Annotated in this window: 20 protein-coding genes; 11 read left to right on the top strand and 9 right to left on the bottom strand. The window is 69.0% G+C overall.

Annotated features, from left to right (window positions below; all coding sequences use genetic code 11):
- Positions 1 to 40: 40 nt before the first annotated feature.
- The 3 genes from ACWEPL_RS17800 to ACWEPL_RS17790 all read right to left on the bottom strand — a co-directional run bounded on the left by ACWEPL_RS17800 (position 41) and on the right by ACWEPL_RS17790 (position 2,810).
- Positions 41 to 1,264: a hypothetical protein gene (locus ACWEPL_RS17800; RefSeq protein WP_452436795.1), complete on the bottom strand. Its 1,224-nt coding sequence runs from the start codon at positions 1,262 to 1,264 to the stop codon at positions 41 to 43.
- An 88-nt stretch (positions 1,265 to 1,352) separates the two neighbouring features.
- Complete coding sequence (locus ACWEPL_RS17795; protein ID WP_452436794.1) at positions 1,353 to 2,021, bottom strand: DivIVA domain-containing protein; 669 nt, start codon at positions 2,019 to 2,021, stop codon at positions 1,353 to 1,355.
- 264 nt (positions 2,022 to 2,285) lie between these two features.
- A complete protein-coding gene (locus ACWEPL_RS17790; protein WP_452436793.1) occupies positions 2,286 to 2,810 on the bottom strand; it encodes an SH3 domain-containing protein in 525 nt (174 codons plus the stop codon).
- A gap of 220 nt (positions 2,811 to 3,030) precedes the next feature.
- On the opposite strand from ACWEPL_RS17790, the gene ACWEPL_RS17785 reads away from it, so the two are divergent.
- The 7 genes from ACWEPL_RS17785 to ACWEPL_RS17755 all read left to right on the top strand — a co-directional run bounded on the left by ACWEPL_RS17785 (position 3,031) and on the right by ACWEPL_RS17755 (position 9,288).
- Positions 3,031 to 3,318, top strand: a complete 288-nt coding sequence (locus ACWEPL_RS17785) for a helix-turn-helix domain-containing protein (protein ID WP_452436792.1) — start codon at positions 3,031 to 3,033, stop codon at positions 3,316 to 3,318.
- Positions 3,311 to 4,366 carry a cation diffusion facilitator family transporter gene (locus tag ACWEPL_RS17780; protein WP_452436791.1) on the top strand — a complete coding sequence of 352 codons (1,056 nt, stop codon included), beginning with the start codon at positions 3,311 to 3,313 and terminating at the stop codon, positions 4,364 to 4,366. Before ACWEPL_RS17785 ends, ACWEPL_RS17780 begins: the two co-directional genes overlap by 8 nt.
- A gap of 713 nt (positions 4,367 to 5,079) precedes the next feature.
- Entirely contained in the window at positions 5,080 to 5,439 is a 360-nt protein-coding gene (locus ACWEPL_RS17775; protein ID WP_452436790.1) for an ArsR/SmtB family transcription factor, read from the top strand.
- A complete protein-coding gene (locus ACWEPL_RS17770; protein ID WP_452436789.1) occupies positions 5,439 to 6,338 on the top strand; it encodes a cation diffusion facilitator family transporter in 900 nt (299 codons plus the stop codon). Before ACWEPL_RS17775 ends, ACWEPL_RS17770 begins: the two co-directional genes overlap by 1 nt.
- A 100-nt stretch (positions 6,339 to 6,438) precedes the next feature.
- The gene (locus ACWEPL_RS17765) at positions 6,439 to 7,665 is read left to right on the top strand and encodes a S1C family serine protease (protein ID WP_452436788.1); all 1,227 of its coding nucleotides are present in this window, start codon (positions 6,439 to 6,441) and stop codon (positions 7,663 to 7,665) included.
- A gap of 551 nt (positions 7,666 to 8,216) precedes the next feature.
- Positions 8,217 to 8,684, top strand: coding sequence for a DsbA family protein (locus ACWEPL_RS17760; protein WP_452436787.1), 468 nt, complete (start codon positions 8,217 to 8,219; stop codon positions 8,682 to 8,684).
- A complete protein-coding gene (locus ACWEPL_RS17755) occupies positions 8,665 to 9,288 on the top strand; it encodes a vitamin K epoxide reductase family protein (protein WP_452436786.1) in 624 nt (207 codons plus the stop codon). Before ACWEPL_RS17760 ends, ACWEPL_RS17755 begins: the two co-directional genes overlap by 20 nt.
- Positions 9,289 to 9,308: 20 nt before the next feature.
- Here the strand turns inward: ACWEPL_RS17755 and ACWEPL_RS17750 are convergent, their stop codons facing one another.
- The 3 genes from ACWEPL_RS17750 to ACWEPL_RS17740 all read right to left on the bottom strand — a co-directional run bounded on the left by ACWEPL_RS17750 (position 9,309) and on the right by ACWEPL_RS17740 (position 12,083).
- A complete protein-coding gene (locus tag ACWEPL_RS17750) occupies positions 9,309 to 9,878 on the bottom strand; it encodes a hypothetical protein (RefSeq protein ID WP_452436785.1) in 570 nt (189 codons plus the stop codon).
- 322 nt (positions 9,879 to 10,200) lie between these two features.
- Positions 10,201 to 11,055 carry an NAD(P)H-binding protein gene (locus tag ACWEPL_RS17745; protein WP_452436784.1) on the bottom strand — a complete coding sequence of 285 codons (855 nt, stop codon included), beginning with the start codon at positions 11,053 to 11,055 and terminating at the stop codon, positions 10,201 to 10,203.
- Positions 11,052 to 12,083 carry an NADP-dependent oxidoreductase gene (locus tag ACWEPL_RS17740; RefSeq protein ID WP_452436783.1) on the bottom strand — a complete coding sequence of 344 codons (1,032 nt, stop codon included), beginning with the start codon at positions 12,081 to 12,083 and terminating at the stop codon, positions 11,052 to 11,054. Before ACWEPL_RS17740 ends, ACWEPL_RS17745 begins: the two co-directional genes overlap by 4 nt.
- Positions 12,084 to 12,173: 90 nt before the next feature.
- Here ACWEPL_RS17740 and ACWEPL_RS17735 point away from each other — a divergent pair, with 90 nt between their 5' ends.
- Complete coding sequence (locus ACWEPL_RS17735; protein ID WP_350734908.1) at positions 12,174 to 12,611, top strand: MarR family winged helix-turn-helix transcriptional regulator; 438 nt, start codon at positions 12,174 to 12,176, stop codon at positions 12,609 to 12,611.
- A gap of 209 nt (positions 12,612 to 12,820) precedes the next feature.
- Here the strand turns inward: ACWEPL_RS17735 and ACWEPL_RS17730 are convergent, their stop codons facing one another.
- The 3 genes from ACWEPL_RS17730 to ACWEPL_RS17720 are packed head-to-tail and all read right to left on the bottom strand — an operon-like array spanning position 12,821 to position 14,595.
- Positions 12,821 to 13,276, bottom strand: a complete 456-nt coding sequence (locus tag ACWEPL_RS17730; RefSeq protein WP_452436782.1) for a DUF6069 family protein — start codon at positions 13,274 to 13,276, stop codon at positions 12,821 to 12,823.
- 12 nt (positions 13,277 to 13,288) lie between these two features.
- Entirely contained in the window at positions 13,289 to 13,546 is a 258-nt protein-coding gene (locus tag ACWEPL_RS17725) for a hypothetical protein (protein WP_452436781.1), read from the bottom strand.
- A 5-nt stretch (positions 13,547 to 13,551) separates the two neighbouring features.
- Positions 13,552 to 14,595: an RNA polymerase subunit sigma-70 gene (locus tag ACWEPL_RS17720; RefSeq protein WP_452436780.1), complete on the bottom strand. Its 1,044-nt coding sequence runs from the start codon at positions 14,593 to 14,595 to the stop codon at positions 13,552 to 13,554.
- 590 nt (positions 14,596 to 15,185) lie between these two features.
- Here ACWEPL_RS17720 and ACWEPL_RS17715 point away from each other — a divergent pair.
- From ACWEPL_RS17715 to ACWEPL_RS17705, 3 genes are read left to right on the top strand one after another with little or no spacing between them, the layout of a single operon-like run.
- Positions 15,186 to 15,464 (top strand): hypothetical protein, encoded by a 279-nt coding sequence (locus ACWEPL_RS17715; RefSeq protein WP_452436779.1) that lies wholly within the window; start codon positions 15,186 to 15,188, stop codon positions 15,462 to 15,464.
- A gap of 4 nt (positions 15,465 to 15,468) precedes the next feature.
- Entirely contained in the window at positions 15,469 to 16,629 is a 1,161-nt protein-coding gene (locus ACWEPL_RS17710; RefSeq protein ID WP_452436778.1) for a hypothetical protein, read from the top strand.
- An 18-nt stretch (positions 16,630 to 16,647) separates the two neighbouring features.
- Positions 16,648 to 16,803: a hypothetical protein gene (locus tag ACWEPL_RS17705; RefSeq protein ID WP_355192567.1), complete on the top strand. Its 156-nt coding sequence runs from the start codon at positions 16,648 to 16,650 to the stop codon at positions 16,801 to 16,803.
- Positions 16,804 to 16,838 lie beyond the last annotated feature (35 nt).

Below are 16,838 nucleotides of genomic sequence, written 5' to 3'. Positions count from 1 at the left end.
CGGGCGCTGGTCGTAAGGCCGGGCTGCCGTGCTGCCCACCTCACCGGTGCTGCGACTCCGGCTCGTCGCTCAGCGCGCTGAGCAGGAGATGGCGCTGGCGCAGGGTGAGGTCGCCGATGGCGGTCCCGGTGCCGATCTTGGCCTGGCGCAGTGTCTGGGTGATCTGCTCGGGGCTGTGCTCGGGCAGGGCGCGCAGCAGGGTGGCGGCATCGGCGCTGATGGTGGCCGGGTCGCGGCGGGCGAGCAGTTGTTCGAGGCTGAGTTGCCCGCCGGAGATGGCGGCGCGTAGCTGGGTCGTCGTCATCTGCCGGATCGGTGCGGTGGGCGGGCCGGGTGCACGGGAGTGAGGGACGGGGGCGGCGACCATCGGCTGGGGCAACCCGCCGGCGAGCACGGTTTGTGTGGTGATCAGCAGGCCGCCGACGCCCGCCACGACGGTGGCGGCGATGACGAGGTGGCGCCGGGACAGGCGTCGGCTGTCGCGGGCGATGGTGAGCCCGATGACCGCGGTGCGCAGCAGCACACCGGTGACCATGCCGAGCAGGATCGGCACGCTCTGGGCGGGCAGGGGCGCCACGGTGGCGAGGACGACACCGGCGGCCGGGGCCAGGCAGGACAGGGTCAGCCAGGGGACCGCCGGTTTGCGGGCGAGGTCGAGCAGGGCGGTCAGGGCCAGCCCTTCGCTGGCCGAGTGGATCACCAGGGCGGCCACCACGACAGCGGAGGAGACCAGCGCCAGGGTGGCGCCCTCGATCATGCGGTGCAGGGACAGCGCGGCGGCGGTGCCGACCCCGCCGTAGACCGCGGCGCTGACCGCTTCCTTGACCCGGCGGTGCAGGCCCGGCGCGTGACGTCCGCCGGCAGCGGCGCCGGAGTCGTGGCTGTGGCCGCAGCCTTTGCGGGTGAAGAAGGTGATGACGGCGAACCCGAACAGCCCGGCCAGGCCCACCACCCAGATCGGCACGCCGGTGGCGTCGGCTTCCTGCCAGGCGTCGGGCAGCAGGTCGACCAGGGCGGTGATGAGCATCAGAGCCGAGGCGATGGCCAGCCAGATGCTGATCTTCGCGCTGTTGCGGCGGGCCAGGTGGGCGCCGGCCAGCGTGGACAGCGCGACCAGGACGACGGCGACCCACGTGGTCCAGGCCGGCAGGGCGGCGTCCAGAGGATCTTTCGGGCCCAGGTCGTACAGGGCCAGGGTGTGCAGGGGCGCCGGTCCCCCGGGCGGCACGAACATGGCACGGCCTTTCCTGCGAAGTACGGGCATTGCGGCGATCGCACGGTGCCGCGGCGGCGGTGGGCGCCGGCACCGGTACATCAAGATCGAGTGGGACGGCCTCCGCCCGGAACGTCTGTCAGGGGCCGAGGAGGCTGTCGGCGGTGCTGGGCGGTGCCATGGCCGCCCGCGCGGGTGAGGCTTCGTGCACGCCGTGGCTGGGCGTGGTGAGATCTTCCAGTACGGTACGCAGCTCGTCGAGCCGGCCCTGCAGGGTGTGCTCCAGGTGCCTGCTCTGGTCGGTGACGGCCAGCGTGAGCCGGTCGATGTGTTCGTCGATGGCCTGGCGGGCGGCCTGGGTCAGCGTGTCGGCGGCCGCCGCGGCCTCGCGCTGCCTCTGCTCGGCTTCGGCGTGGGCGGCGGCGATGATCTGGCGGGCTTCGCGCTGGGCGGCCGTGATGGTTTTCTCGGCACTTCGGTGCGCCGCGGCCAGCACCTCCGCCCCGGCGGACGCATCCGGCGGGGCGACGGCGTTGGCGGCCAGGCGCTCGCGCAGCTGGGCGTTGTCTCCCCAGAGCAGGCTGAGGGTGGTCTCCACACGGGACAGGAAGGCATCCACTTCGGCCAGGTCGTAGCCGCCGCGCAACCGCACCACGGTGAAGACCTGGTGGTGCACCGCGGCGGCGGTCAGCACGGCGAACTGGCCGGACATGACCGCCTGAAGCGATGGTGAGGTGGCGCCGTCGGGGGCTGCGTGGCCGTGCGGAAGGTGAGGACCGTGGTCGTGTTCGTCGTGCTCGGCATGCATGGTGACTGTGAAACCTTTCGCCGTCGGCTCGTAGCCATGACTCGACAGGGCGGCGGGAGTGGTCCTGGCAACGCCGCCCAAGGACGCCTGTCGGCAGGACCACGGATCAGCCGCGGGAGCGGGGTAACGGTGTGACCGCCAGGCGGCAGGCCGGCATCACCGGCTGGTGCGAGGCGGCGTCGTGCTCGTCGTGGCAGTGCCCCGGGCCGCAGTCCAGGCCTTGGTGCCGCCCTGCATGCGGGCTCCGTGCCGGTGGTTGAAGCGCTACTTGGTGGAGCGCCGGCTGACGGTGGTGCTCTTGCGCAGATAGCCGTTCCAGGCCCAGCCGCGTACCCCGGCGGGGGTGGTGACTCGCAGCCAGCCGCGCTTGCCGGCGCACGTCCCGGCGATGGCGCGGTTGCCGGCCTTCAGCGCGGCGATCGGGCGATGGCGGAGCCCGGCGCCGGAGCGGACGTTGAGGTGGCTGATGCGGCGCACCCCGGTCACGCTGTAGCGGCAGGCTCCTGCGGGGGTGCCCAGCCTGGCTGCGCCGCCGGTGCCCGTGGGCAGTTTGCGCAGGTGGTGCCCTGATGCCCAGCCGCGGATCCCGGCCGGGGTCGTGACGTGCAGCCAGCCGCCCTTACCGGCGCAGGATCCGGCGACAGCACGATCACCGGAGCGGAGGTGCCCGAGGACGCGCGCGTTCCGCCGGGGTGCGGCCTGGGCCGGCAGCCCGGTCAGCGCCAGGCATCCAGCGGTCACGGCCATCATCGCGGTGGCGGTGGCGGTGGCGGTGTGGACACTTCTCATTGTGTGAGCCCTTCCTGTGCGCGTGGCTGTACGAGGTTGCGGGAACCTGGTACAGCACGGGCCGGACCCTGACCGTCCAGCCTGCAACTTCTACGCAATGCAGTTGACTCATTACAGTGCGTTTAAACATCTGATCAGATATTCATGAGTAGAAATCCCGTCGGCGCGATCTCCCCACGGGCCTTGACCTGGCGCGCCACGACAGGGAGCATCTGTATATATGAACATCCCATCAGGTGTTGATGCCGAACGTCTCGAGGCGATCCGCTGCGTCCTGCCCTCATCGACGATCGCGCAGGATGCGGGGCACCTGCTGGCCGCCGTCGTCGGGCGCAACACCTCGGCGGTCTCACATGCGCTGCGGATGTTGCGCGGCCATCGGATCGTACGGGCGCGCCGCGCCGGACGGCTGGCTTACTACCGGCTGACCGACGCCCACGTACGCAACCTCCTGCAACTGGCCATCGCCCACGTCACCCACCCCCCGAGGAGCTCCGCAGATGTCTGAACATCACGAGCACGACCAGCCACAGGACCACGTCCACGGTCACGGTCACGGTCACGGTCATGGGCACGGGGTCAGCGCGGATGCCGATCGCCGGTATCTGGGCGGCGCGCTGGCATTGATCGTCGGCTTCATGGCCGTCGAGGTCGTGATCGGCGTGATCGCCCAGTCACTGGCGCTGATCTCCGATGCCGGCCACATGCTCACCGACGCGATGGCGATCGTGCTGGCCCTGATCGCGATGCGCCTCGCGGCCCGACCACCGCGCGGCGGCTTCACCTACGGGCTGAAACGCGCCGAGATCATCTCCGCTCAGGTCAACGGCATCACCCTGCTCCTGCTCGCGGCCTACTTCACCTACGAAGGCATCCACCGCCTCATCAACCCACCCCAGGTCGAAGGCCTCTACGTAGTGATCACCGGACTGGCCGGCATCGCCATCAACGTGGCCGCCACCTGGCTCCTGTCCAAGGCCAACCGCTCCAGCCTCAACGTCGAAGGCGCCTTCCAGCACATCCTCAACGACCTCTACGCCTTCATCGCCACCACCCTGGCCGGCCTCGTCGTCTGGCTCACCGACTGGACCCGCGCCGACGCCATCGCCGCCCTGATCGTCGCCGCCCTCATGCTCAAAGCCGGATGGGGCCTGGTCCGCGACGCCGGACGGGTCTTCATGGAAGCCGCTCCGGCCGACATGAACCCCGCCCAGATCGGCCGCCAGATCGCCGCCCTCGACACCATCGTCGAAGTACACGACCTCCACATCTGGGAGGTCACCTCCGGATACGCCGCCCTCTCGGCCCACGTGCTGGTCACCCCCGGCGCCGACTGCCACGCCGCCCGCCTGGCCGTCGAAGAACTCCTCCGCCACAGCCACGGCATCGAACACACCACCCTGCAGGTCGACCACGCCACACCCGACAGCCACACCTTCGACGACAACGGCACCCCACGCCCCCTCGAACCGCACTGCGCCGACCCCCACGGCCCCACCCACCACGCCCAGCCACGCGACGAGATGACCGTCAGCGACAACCACGCCGACCACTGAAACGCCGGCCGTGCGCAGCTCGAACAGCTCGCCCGGCTGGGCTCCGGTGAACAAGCTCGTGCGTGATCGATGAAGGACTGCATGTCAGATGTCTCCTGCGCGCCATGCGGCGCGTTCAGTGCCGTTGGGGTCGTACGTTCACGGCCTGAGCGACGGGCAGCGTCGTACGAGACGGGGCCGCTCCGCGCGCTCGGGCGACCCCGATCAGCAGCGGAACACCTGGAGCAGCGCACCGCTGGGTTCTCTGCGCAGCCCGTACGGCGGGGCCTCGGCCTCCGCCGCGGTGGTGAGCGCCGGCGCCACAGGTTCCGGCACCATGGCGTCCGACGGGCTCGTCGCATCGAGGGGCCAGCCGGCCCGCTGGCGGTCAAGGGCCCAGGCGTGGAGCGAACTCCTCCTCCGAGGTCGGGAAGTGGTCGCAGTGGCCCGTCTCGCCCGCGGCCACGGCAGTCGCGGGAGCGTACGGATCATCCGCGGAAGGCACCCCATGGGAGAGCAGGATGATGGCGAAAGGGTCATGGCCAGCGCCACCAGCGCGCTCCAGGCCGGCCTCGTCACCGCCGTGTTCCCCCGATAGTAGTCACGTCGCCCTACACGACATCAGCCGACAAAGCGGACGCTCTTGACACGGCATCCAGGCAACGCCATATCTTGATTATATGAACGAATCTTCAGATGAGCGTGTGTTGAAGATGGACGGCTGTGCTGTCAAGGTGGTCGACGCAGACAGGGTGTCCGCCGTCTGCGAGCGGATGCCGGCCGCCGACGACCTCACTGACACCGCGGACATCTTCGGGCTGCTGTCGGATCCGAACCGGTTGAGGCTGCTGGTGGCCCTGCTGGACGGCGAGTTGTGCGTGTGCGACCTGGCCGCGGTGACCGGCCAGAGCGAGTCCGCGGTGTCCCACGCGCTGCGACTGCTGCGCGCGCACCGCATCGTCGCCGCCCGCCGTTCCGGCCGGATGGCCTACTACCGACTGGAAGACCCGCACGTACGGATGCTGCTCGACCTGGCTCTCGCCCACACCGAGCACACCGAAGCCATCCACCCCGAACGCGACGGGAACACCTGATGGGCGCCGGACACGGACACGGGCACGCGGGAAGCCGGCACCGCTGGCGCCTGGCGGTCTCCTTCGCACTCATCGGCTCCTTCTTCGTCGTCGAACTCGCCTACGGCCTGATCTCCGGCTCGCTGGCACTGATGTCCGACGCCGGGCACATGGCCGCCGACGTCGTCACCCTCGGCGCGGCCCTGGTCGCCACCAGGATCGCCACCCGGCCGGACACCACAGGCCGCCGCAGCTATGGCTCGTACCGGGCCGAGGTGTTCGCGTCCCTGCTGGCCGTCGTGCTGATGCTCGGGGTCGCCCTCTACGTGGTCGCCGAAGCCGTCGGCCGGATCGGTGGGCCCGCCGAAGTCTCCTCCGGCCCGATGCTCGTCGTCGGCGCCATCGGCCTGGTCGTCAACCTCATCGCCCTGCTCCTGCTGCGCGCAGGCGCCGGCGAGAGCCTCAACGTCAAGGGCGCCTACCTGGAGGTCGTCGCCGACACGGCCGGATCCGTCGGCGTCATCATCGCGGGCGGGCTCGTCTCCGCCACCGGCCAGACGTTCTGGGACACCGTCGTCGCCCTGGCCATCGGCGTCTTCGTCGCCGTACGCGCCATCTCGCTCGGCCGCCAGGTCTTCGCCGTGCTCGGCCAGCACGTACCCGAAGGCATGGACGCCACCGCCGTCGCGCAGGACCTGGCCGCCATCGACGGTGTACGCGACGTCCACGACCTGCACCTGTGGACCCTCACCTCCGGCATGAACGTCGCCACCGCCCATCTCGTCACCGCCGACCAGAACGGCAACCACGCCGTCCTGGACCAGGCCCGTGACGTGCTGCTGCGCCGCCATGGCGTCGCCCACGCCACCCTCCAGGTCGAACCCGCCAACCACACCGGCTGCGACGAACTCGGCTGGTAACCGGCTACCGAGGCTCTGTCTCACCTGGATCATCGGCTTAACCGCCTCTTATGCGGCTCCTGACACCCTTCGAGAGCATCGGGACTCAAGGAGATGACGGATGAACGTGAGCGAGCCCCATCAGCAGGGGACCGGCGGGTGGAGTCAGTTCGGCAGTGCGCCGCCGGTGGCCGGAGGCTTCCCCCGACGTGACACGATCGTCATGGAGCAGCCGCCACCGCCGCCGCCTCCCGTGAATGAGCCCGGTTTCGGTGTCGGTCGAAGGGCCGTCGCCGCGCTGGCCTTGGCCGCCATGGCCATCGGCGGCGGCGTTGTGGGCGCCGTCGTCGCCAACGCGTTCCGGCCCGAGCCGGTGGCCACCGCCGGCGCGCCGAGTCCTGTCTTCAAGTCGGCCGCCGACCAGCTCACGGTGGCCGAGGTCGCGGCCAAGGTGCAGCCGACCGTCGTGATGATCCAGGGCCAGAGCGGCGAGGGCTCCGGCGTGGTGCTGTCGCCGGACGGGCTCATCCTCACCAACAATCACGTGGTCGAAGGGGCCGGCCAGGGCGGCGGGCAGATGACCGTCAAGTTCAGCGACGGCAAGACAGCCAAGGCCAGCGTGGTCGGCACCGACCCGGCCACCGACCTCGCCGTCATCAGGGCCGCAGGCGTCTCCGGGCTGGCCGAGGCCACCCTCGGCGACAGCGCCACGCTCAAGGTCGGCGACCCGGTGCTGGCCATCGGAAGCCCGCTCGGGCTGGACGGATCGGTTACGGCGGGCATCGTCAGCGCGCTCGACCGTACCCTCACCACCGGTCCTGACCAGCGGCAGCAGATCCCGCCGGGCTTGGGCCAGGAGCAGCCGCAGAGCGCTGGGACCACGATCGGCGGCGCCATCCAGACCGACGCCGCCATCAACCCCGGCAACTCCGGCGGCGCGCTGGTGAACGCCACCGGCGAACTGATCGGCATCAACACCGCGATCGCCTCGAACGCCGCGGGCGGCGGCGTCGGCTTCGCCATCCCGGTCAACACCGCCAAGCAGGTCTCCGAGCAGCTCATCAGCAACGGCAAGGTCACCCATGCTTTCCTCGGCGTGAGCGTCACCGACGCGACCGGCGACGTTCCCGGCGCCCTGATCGGGCAGATCACCGCGGGGAGCCCGGCGGACAAGGCGGGCCTGAAGCAGGGAGACCTGATCACCAAGATCGGCGACACGACGGTTGACGCAGGGGAAACAGTGGTGGGGCAGGTGAGAGGTTTCAAACCGGGCCAACAGGTCAAGATCACGTACATGAGGGACGGCAAGCTCAACGAGGTCGCCGTCACCCTCCAAGAGAAGAAGTAGCGGCACTCCCCTGCCCGTCGGACCTTGTCCACCAGGAGAAGGTCTGACCTCATCTTGCGCGCCATACCACCGGTACGGCGAGAAACTCTCGTCCATAAGGTCGTGAGCCGACCGCAGCGGACGCCGCCCGACCATCGAGCTTCCATCACCGTCGAAGCCCCGGCTGACGCGGAGCCAGCAGCAGCCCAAAGCGATTTATGCCGAGAGCATCCCCGCATCTTCTACACTGCGTAGAATTTCGGCCGCCCCGGGCCGATCAGACGTGGTTGGGAGGAGTCGCAGGTGTCGCGAGAGCAAGAGCGGACCGAGACCCGGCGCGCCAAGGTAGAGGCAGTCCGGGAGGAGGGTAGACGGCAGGACGCTCGCCGCCGCAATCTCAAGGTCTCGCTCGTGGTGATCGGCGTGTTCGTCATGGTCGTGGCCGCGTTCGTGTTGATCAACCGGCTGGAGGCCGCCGGCGAGCAGGCGGGGAGCCGGCGGCAGGTGAGACCCAGTTCGTCCGCAAGGACAGCCACAAGCTGCAGACCGCCCCTGACGGCAAGGTCACGCTCGTGGAGTTCCTCGATTTCGAGTGTGAGGCGTGCAAGGCGTACTTCCCGACCGTGGAGGAGATCCGGAAGCAGTACGCCGGGAAGGTCACCTTCGTGGCGCGATACTTCCCGATCGCCAGTCACTTCAACGCCGAACGGGCCGCCCGCGCGGTCGAGGCGGCCGCTCAGCAGGGCAAGTTCGAGCCCATGTACCAGCAGATGTACGAGACCCAGAGCCAGTGGGCTGAGAAGAAGGTGGCGGCCGATCCTTTCTTCCGCCAGCTTGCTCAGCGTCTGGGATTGGACATGGCAGCCTGGGACAAGGCCTACGACGACCCGGCCACGCTGGCCCGGGTGAAGAAGGACGCAGCCGACGGGCAGGCTCTGGGAGTCCAGGGCACCCCCACGTTCTTCCTGAACGAGAAGAAGATCGAACCGCGCTCATCCGACGAGTTCAAGGCGGCCATCGATGCTGCGCTCGCCAAGTAAGCTCGACGAGCCGCGGGCGGCCACCGATCCGTTCCCCCGGCTCCTGCCTCGGCTTCTGCTGGTCGGCGGCTTGATCGGGTTCGTGGCGTCGTTCGTGCTGACGGTCGAGAAGATCGCACTGTTGAAGAACCCGGCCTACGTGCCCAGCTGCAGCATCAACCCGGTCCTGTCCTGCGGCTCGATCATGCGTACGCCACAGGCAGAGCTGTTCGGCTTTCCCAACCCGCTGCTGGGCATGGCCGGGTTCGCCGTTGTCACCACCGTAGGGGCGGCACTCCTGGCGGGTGCACGTCCACGCCGCTGGTTCTGGCTCGGGCTGCAGGCCGGCGTGACCGCCGGGGCGGTTTTCATCCACTGGTTGATCTTCCAGAGCCTCTACGTCATCGGCGCGCTCTGCCCGTACTGCATGGTTGTCTGGGCGGTGACCATGCCGATCTTCTGGTACGTCAGCTTGCACAACCTCAGTGGCGCGTCGAGCGGGCCGAGGCGCAAGCTGACTGAATACCACACGGTGACGCTTACGGTCTGGTACCTGGCCGTCCTCACGTTGATCGGGATCCGGTTCTGGTCGTACTGGAGCAGTCTGCTGCAGTCGTCGCGGTGACGGCCGGAGAGATACGGCAGTCAGCCCTGTATGTACGTCTCCCAGACCATCTCGGGCGTGAAGCGGTTGTCGCTGCAGTCCTTGAGTCTGAGGAACTCCGGATTTCCCGTCGTGCTCTTGCTCAGACACATCGGGTGGGCCGGGGCGTTGGCGCGGGAGCGGAAGGCGTACCTGTTGGGGCCCATCGGGATGGCCATCCAGACGGTGTTGCTACTGCACGGCCCCAGGCCCGCCGCGGTGCCCCCGCCGTCCTGCATGCGCCCGCCGCCGAACAGGATGCATCGTCCCGTCAGTTTGTTCTCGAGTTTGACCTCGCCAATTTTTCCGGTACTGGGAAATCTCACCTTCCATAGCTGCGAATCCTTGGCGAACGTGCTCGCGTTCAACCGGACCAATCCAGTGATCTTGCCGTCGGGGGCCCATTGCACGTCCATGGCGCGAAGGGCGAAGGGAGCGGTCTTGTCCTTCGTGGTGCCCCGGAGATGGAACCATCCGGCGGGCATGGCGTTGGCGGGCGTCGCCGTAAGGGGAACGAGTCCTGCCGCCAGAATCGCGGCGCCGATCAGAGCGGTGAATTTCGCGCGACGCATGGGAGTCTCCTCGCACCAGTGGTCGAGTGGGGCACGCCTTGTGTATGGCGGATCGCTTTCATGCCGGCTGATGGCGGCTTGCGATCGGCCTTGCCAGTAGACGGTGCAGCCAACACGGACCGCGACCTTGGGCGATCAGCGGCCCAGCCCCCGCGAGACCGGCGCGCCTGACCAGGCCCGCGGTGCAGGGACGCGCCGGCCCCTCGAATACGCCGTCTCGCGGCGCGAGGGGGGCCGTTGTCGTGTCCCCTGAGGCCGCCTGATCACGACGAGCCCGTTGTCAGGCGCCGAGTTCTTGGTGCCAGCCCCGACCGGTGCGCGGCTATGGGACCGGCATCGGGCTTGTCCTCCATTCGTCGAGGTGGGCGTCGATGAACTCGCGTATCGACGTGGGCTCACGTCCGGTGATCTGCTTCACGGCCGCCGAGAGATCGCCGAAGCCGCCGTGTCGGACGCGGCGGTAGAGGTCGTCGAGAATGTCCGCTGTCCAGGGGTCGAGGCCGTGGAGGGTCGCCTGCGGGTCGGGGTCCTCGACACGGATCCGGTGGCCGAGGCGCGCGGAGAGCTCCTGCGCGACGGACGCGACCGGCACCGGCTCCGGACCGGTGATCGTGTACGCCTGGTCGTGATGCTCCTCCGGCGCGCCGAGGACGGCCACGGCGATGTCCGCGATGTCGCGTGCGTCCACCCACGCGATCGGGGCACCCCCCGAGGGCAGGCTCAGGACGTGGTCGTCCCGTATGGCGTCGCGGTAGAACCGAGGGTCGGTCAGGACCTGGTGGAACCAGGACGGACGGAGCAGTGTCCAGGAAGCGGCCCGGGTGACCACCGCGTCCTCGACCCGGCGCGCCCAGTGGTCCGGCGAGAGGGTTTCGGCTCCCTGCTCGGACAGGAGGACGACGTGCGCGTCCGGGTTCACCTCGATCAGGCCGGCGACGAGTTCGGGGGCGGCGGGAAGGTCGGGGCGCATCAGGTAGATCGCGTCCACGGCTGTGGCCGCCTCGCGCCAGGTCTCCTGGTCGTGCCAGTCGAACCGGACCGGATCGGTCCCGGTGGCCGGCGTCCTGGCGGGCTGCGACGACCCGGCGCGGACGAGGATCCCGGAGCGGCGTAGCCGGGCGGTCACCTCGCGTCCTGTCTTGCCTCGGGCTCCGGTCACCAGCACTGCACGGGTCATGCCTGCTCCCCGAGCCGGACGACGGCCTTGCCGATCGTGGGTGCTCCGCCGTGCAGCAGGCCCAGCAGGGCTTCGGGCACCCGCTCGATGCCGTCCAGCACCGTCTGCCGGTGGACGATCTCACCCGAGCGCACCCAGGAACCCACCTCGGCGCGGAAGGCGGGCATCTGGTCCTGGTGATCGGTGACCAGGAAGCCGCGCGCGGTCGCCCGTTTGGTGACCAGCTGGTACAGGTTCCGCAGGCCGTGCGGCTCCCGGCCGTCGTACTGGCTGGCCATCCCGCACAGGGCCAGCCGGGCGCCGACCCGCAGCCGGTCGATCGCGGCCTCCAGCTGGGCACCGCCGACGTTGTCGAAGACCACGTCGATGCCGTCCGGCGCGGCCTGTGCAAGGTGCTCACCGGCCGCACCGCCGTGATAGTCGAAGGCGGTGTCGAAACCGAGGTCGTCCACCAGATGGCGTACCTTGGCGGACGATCCCGCGCTGCCGATCACCCGCTTGGCTCCCCGCAGCCTGGCGATCTGACCGGCGATGCTCCCGACCGCCCCGGCCGCTCCCGTGACGAACACCGTGTCGCCGGATCGCACCGACGCCACCTGGGTGATGCCCAGCCATGCGGTCAGGCCCGTCACACCGAGCACGCCGAGATAGGTTTCGGCGGGCAGGTCGCCGGTGTCGATCGGGACGACCCCGGCCGCATCGATCACGGTGGCCTCGCGCAGCCCCAGGAAGTGCTCGACCACCTGGCCCGGCTTGACGCCGTCCGCGCGGGACTCGACGACCACGCCGACCGCTCCCCCCTCCAGCGGCGCGTTCAGCGGGAACGGAGGGATGTAGGACGGGCGGTCGTCCATCCGGCCACGCATGTACGGGTCCACCGACAGGTGTGTGTTGCGTACCAGGACCTGTCCGGGCCCCAATTCGGGAATCCGGGCTTCGACCAGCGCGAAGTCGTCTGCTGACGCCTGCGCTTGCGGCCGTCGTGTCAGGTGCCACGCCCGGGCCCGTCCCCTGCTGGTGACCGTCATCGGAATGCCTTCCCGTAGATACTTGATTCACTCAAGCATCCACCCTGACATACATACTTGATTGCATCAAGTTCTTGGTAGAGTGGCCCTATGGCCGTACCCACGGGGCCCGTCACCGCCTCGACCGATGCCGAACGGGCGATGTTCGACTTCGTCGATGCCTACGACCGCGCCTACGAAACCGCCGCCCTGGAGCACGGCCTGAGCGTGGCGCAGGCCTGTGTGCTCGGGCGGCTCACCCGGCAGATCGGAATGCGGGAACTGGCCGACGAACTCGGCTGCGACGCATCCAACATCACCCAGATCATCAGCAGGCTCGAGGCGCGCGATCTCGTCCGCCGGCACCCCCACCCCGACGACCGCCGCTCCCGGCAGATCGTCCGAACCCCCGACGGAACCGCCCTCTACGCCGCCTTCGAGGAGTCCTTCGAGTTCGCCCGGTCCGCCACCGCCAATCTGAGCTCCCGCGAACAGGACCAACTGGCCACCCTGCTCCGCAAGGCCCTCAACGGAACAGCCAAACCGTGAGCTCCTGGGCACCGGTGCGCGTCGTGTCAACCCCCCCGGGGGTCCCCCATTTGACGGCGCAGTGATGGTCGATCATGAACGCGTCCACGTCCTTGAAGTACGTCTTGGAGCTCTGCCCCGGCTGCAGCCACCGGAGGTGATACCTCCTCTTCTTGTCGTCCCACGTCCGCCAAGGCGCTCGCGCCGCGCGTTGTCCCGTTGCGGGATCGTCAATCGGTCCGGGTGCGGAGGCTGCGCGCCAGGATGGGGATCATCACCGTCGCAGGGACGAGGTGTAGCCCGAGGAGGGCGGTGATGGTGGCGGTGTTCGCCCCGGAGAGGAAGGGCGGGACCAACGAGATCGCGGTCAGCGACACCGCCGTCCACACGAACCGCTCGGCGGGGCGAGCGCTCCAGCGAAGCAGAGCGACGGCAATGACGATGCCCGCGACCGAGAAGAAGCCGGTCACCACGGCGAACCCGGCCAACGGGATCGTCTCGCCACCATCGGGGATCTCGAAGTCGACGCCAACGGCCTGGGCGAGCGCGGCGGCGAGGGTGGTGGCCACCATCGCTGCGAGCGCGGCAACGAAGCCGGTGCCGGCGAGCCCGCGGAGTCGGTGGGTGTGGCTGGTCTGGCCCGATGCCGGGCCTGCGACGTCCCCGGTGTCATTCATGCTGTTCATGTCGTTCCTCCATCATTCGGTAACTGGCGTGACGGTCCTGACCCCGGGGATGACGATGCGCACCCTCGCCGTGCGACGGCCGGGGTTCCGCAGGGCGCGGACGCCGGTGCCGCGGAGCCAGAACCCGGCGCCGCGTCCGAGGACCGGCCCGGGCTCGCCGTCGCGCAGCTCCAGCTGCACCCGACCGCGGGTGACGACGCCGAACGCGTCGTACCACTCCTCCGCGACCACCGCGACACGCGCGCCACCGCGCAGCGCGAGCGTCCGCACCGGGACTACTCCGTGCCGTCCGCCGGCAGGCGCTCCGGCAGCCCGAGCCGCGGGAACCGGTCGTCGTGGAACGTGACGATCTCGGTGATCGCCCCGCCGGTGACGCGCAGGACGTCGATCGTCAGCGGCAGGTACGCGCCCTCCCGCTTCCGCCAGAGGTAGAAGGCGACGGCGGGCTGCCGGTTCACGGAGGTGAGGACGGCGCGCAGGTGCTTCATGTCCTCGAAGCCGCTCTCGACCCAGTCGTTCACCACCGCGTCGCGGCCGACGTACAGGCCCGGCGTGGGTGGCATCGAGCAGCGGACGTCGTCACGCAGCAGTGCGGCGAGCCCGTCGATGTCCGTGGCCACGCTGGCGTCGGTATAACGGCGCACCAGCTCGCGCGTCCCGGCGTCCTCCTCGCCGCCGGTCCAGTCCTGCCGCTCGGCGGGCAGGTGCTCCCGCATGCCGGCGCGGGCCCGCTGAAGCGCGCTGTTCACGGAGTTGACGGAGTCCCCGAGGAGCTCCGCGACGTCCTTCGCCGGCCAGCCGAGCACGTCCCGCAGGATCAGCACGGCCCGCGGGCGCGGCGCGAGGTGCTGGACTGCGACCAGGTACGCCAGCTCGATCGTCTCCCGCGCGACGGCGACGGCCTCCGGCTCGTCCGCGTCGCCCGCGGGCAACTCGTCGAGCAGCCGGTCCGGGTAGGGCTGCAGCCACGGCACCTCGCCGCCGGTCGCAGGCTCCGGGCGGCACTTGGCGAGCAGGTCCAGGCAGGCGTTGGTGGCGATCCGGTACAGCCAGGCCCGGAACGTCGACCGCCCCTCGAAGGTCTCCCGCCGCCGCCAGGCACGGAGGAACGTCTCCTGCACGGTGTCCTCGGCGTCCTCGAACGACCCGAGCATCCGGTAGCAGTGCACGTGCAGCTCCCGCCGGTGCCGCTCCGCCAGCCCCGAGAACGCCGGCTCGTCGACCTCGCCCAGACCGCTCACACCCAGCCCGCTCACGCCCAGCCCGCTCACGCCCAGCCCGCTCACGCCCAGCTCCTCCAGCCGCGTGTCCGCACTCATCACGTCATCCTTCCGCCTCGTCGTGTCCCGTCGTAGGTGTGACGGGTACGAGCGCGACAACTCATCACTCGGGTCGGTCGGCATCGCTGATCCGGTGGCGGAGCACGACACGCGGTAGGGCGAGGAGGGCGCGGGTCCGCCGGGGTGGGCGCGGGTGCGCGACCGCCTGGCGCGTGACGGGGTCGCCTGGTTCACGACGACGCGGCGGGCCTGGGGTGTCATGCCGCCCGTATGCCTGTGGAACTAGGCGAAGCCGGCTTGCACCATAGATCAGCAGCCGATCGGCGCCGACCCAACGCTCGGCTGTCGCGTTGGCTCGCGGCGCACGGACCGGCGTCCTGATGACGCGGACAGCGAGCCCCCTCCGCACATCAAGACCGATTCAGGCCTGACCTGATCACAAAGATCCGGGTCAAACCATAAGCAATATCGCACAATATTTATGATCCCATGAAAATAGGAGCGTCCAATCCAAACCCGGCATGGACCACTCACAAGCCCGAGTGGATAACAGAAAATCCTCTTGTCAGCCAATCGACGACATTGCTATGGTCAGTAGTCGGAGACGAACCGCGACCTTCGGGAATCACATGGCCGATTCTGTTATTCGCCGGACCATGGGCTGGGAGTTGGAACGCTTCGCCGATCTGACGGGCGCCTTCATATTCGTTCGCAAACCCGTCGCGACATTGATCGTCGACAGATTCAAGCTCTATTTGCTGGAGATCTGCGACGGTCGGACCGCAGCGGCGACAGCGCAGCGCGTTTCTCACATCATGCCCGCAGTAAACATCGATCAGTGCATTGCCCTGGTGAACGAGCAACTACGCCAACTCGCGGCCCACGATCTGATTTCCCTGGAAGGGTAATACCGTGTCGTCGACCCCAGTGCATCAATCGACCGTCGAGGCGGAGACAACGGTTTCGGAGGTGGAGAGCCGCCTGGGCACAGGAATGTTCGGCGATGGCGACAACGCCGACCAGACGGCCGACGTTTATTACCGAGGGCTCGGCAGACTGTGCGCCGATGTGATGCAGCTCGATCGGGAGGCGCTCAACGCCTGTGCGGCCCCTCAGCTTGAGGCCCTGCGCCGGGGTGCTCTGGATATCGCGCTCCGCGAATTCCAAGCCGGGCGGACGGAAGCCGCTCACGCGGCCATCAACGATTTCCTGACCATCGCAAGCGGCAGCGACGGGCAGCTCACCGCCGACGAGTCGCGGTCCAGGCATTTCCGTCCTCGCGTATGCCGCGCCATGCGGGGCACGTGCGCCGGCGAGGAGGTCCTGTCCCGCTGGAACGCGCAAACCGTCGCGGACGGCGAAAACCTTCTGGTGGCAGCCGTTGAGGTCGGAGACGACCTGGAGCGGGCCGCTGACCACGCGATGGACCTGCTCGCCGAAGCTCTGCCCGTGGTCGCTCCCGACGTCCTGCGATGCGCCTACGGTCTCGTGCCGATCACCGGAGCGATCATCAGCGGGCACTTCGCCCAGACGCCCAAGCTGATTTTCGTCAATGTGTCCGCGCTGCGGAATGTCTACGATGCAGCCGAGTCGATCCTGCATGAATCGCTCCACCAGAAGCTCTTCGACATCGGGCTTGCCCGCACGATCTTCCGGCCAGGCTACGTGGACGCGGAGAGTCACACCATTCCCATTCCCTGGAGCGGGGACGAACTGAGGGTCCGCCAGTTCAGCGCCGATCGCGCCATCAGCGCCTACCACGTGTACGTGCACCAAACTCTGCTCTACCTGGCGTTGCTGACCCGCCGTCGCTCTTATGCCGAACCGGACCCGGAGATTCTGCACAGAACCGCGGTCGCATGGGCGCGGGCGCGTGAGTTCAGGCGAGGCCTGCACGGCGATGGCGCCCGGACCGAACTCGGCGAGGACGGGCTGGCCTTCCTCCACTGGCTGGACAGGGCGCACGACGCTCTCGGAGCCGTCGTTCTGCCCGACGGCTCCGCGCTTGCCGGCCATGAAGGGAGTTACGCCTCGTCCGCTTACAGACGACCCGCGGCGTCCGCCACGGGTTAGCCAAGAAAGGGGAGCCAAATGAATGCGATTGAGCTGCTCGAACGGGATCTGGCCGACTTGTTCGCCGATGTGGAATCGCTCGACATCCGGGAGACCCCCGTGGTCGGCACCGAGATCCGTGAGATCCGCGACGACCTCACGATCCTGGCGATGAACAAGCCGAAGACCAACTGACTCCTTCCGGCGTGCCCTGCCGCCACGGCGGCAGG

The organism is Nonomuraea sp. NPDC004186 (assembly GCF_053603495.1).
The sequence above is the reverse complement of the archived record's forward strand: the minus strand, read 5'-3'. Positions and strand labels throughout refer to the sequence as shown.

Bases quoted from the DNA above. Each gene is read 5' to 3' on its own strand.
- ACWEPL_RS17800 (WP_452436795.1), bottom strand. From the start codon at position 1,264: ATGCCCGTACTTCGCAGGAAAGGCCGTGCCATGTTCGTGCCGCCCGGG.
- ACWEPL_RS17795 (WP_452436794.1), bottom strand. From the start codon at position 2,021: ATGCATGCCGAGCACGACGAACACGACCACGGTCCTCACCTTCCGCAC.
- ACWEPL_RS17790 (WP_452436793.1), bottom strand. From the start codon at position 2,810: ATGAGAAGTGTCCACACCGCCACCGCCACCGCCACCGCGATGATGGCC.
- ACWEPL_RS17785 (WP_452436792.1), top strand. From the start codon at position 3,031: ATGAACATCCCATCAGGTGTTGATGCCGAACGTCTCGAGGCGATCCGC.
- ACWEPL_RS17780 (WP_452436791.1), top strand. From the start codon at position 3,311: ATGTCTGAACATCACGAGCACGACCAGCCACAGGACCACGTCCACGGT.
- ACWEPL_RS17770 (WP_452436789.1), top strand. From the start codon at position 5,439: ATGGGCGCCGGACACGGACACGGGCACGCGGGAAGCCGGCACCGCTGG.
- ACWEPL_RS17765 (WP_452436788.1), top strand. From the start codon at position 6,439: ATGAACGTGAGCGAGCCCCATCAGCAGGGGACCGGCGGGTGGAGTCAG.
- ACWEPL_RS17755 (WP_452436786.1), top strand. From the start codon at position 8,665: ATGCTGCGCTCGCCAAGTAAGCTCGACGAGCCGCGGGCGGCCACCGAT.
- ACWEPL_RS17750 (WP_452436785.1), bottom strand. From the start codon at position 9,878: ATGCGTCGCGCGAAATTCACCGCTCTGATCGGCGCCGCGATTCTGGCG.
- ACWEPL_RS17745 (WP_452436784.1), bottom strand. From the start codon at position 11,055: ATGACCCGTGCAGTGCTGGTGACCGGAGCCCGAGGCAAGACAGGACGC.
- ACWEPL_RS17740 (WP_452436783.1), bottom strand. From the start codon at position 12,083: ATGACGGTCACCAGCAGGGGACGGGCCCGGGCGTGGCACCTGACACGA.
- ACWEPL_RS17735 (WP_350734908.1), top strand. From the start codon at position 12,174: ATGGCCGTACCCACGGGGCCCGTCACCGCCTCGACCGATGCCGAACGG.
- ACWEPL_RS17730 (WP_452436782.1), bottom strand. From the start codon at position 13,276: ATGAACAGCATGAATGACACCGGGGACGTCGCAGGCCCGGCATCGGGC.
- ACWEPL_RS17720 (WP_452436780.1), bottom strand. From the start codon at position 14,595: ATGAGTGCGGACACGCGGCTGGAGGAGCTGGGCGTGAGCGGGCTGGGC.
- ACWEPL_RS17715 (WP_452436779.1), top strand. From the start codon at position 15,186: ATGGCCGATTCTGTTATTCGCCGGACCATGGGCTGGGAGTTGGAACGC.
- ACWEPL_RS17705 (WP_355192567.1), top strand. From the start codon at position 16,648: ATGAATGCGATTGAGCTGCTCGAACGGGATCTGGCCGACTTGTTCGCC.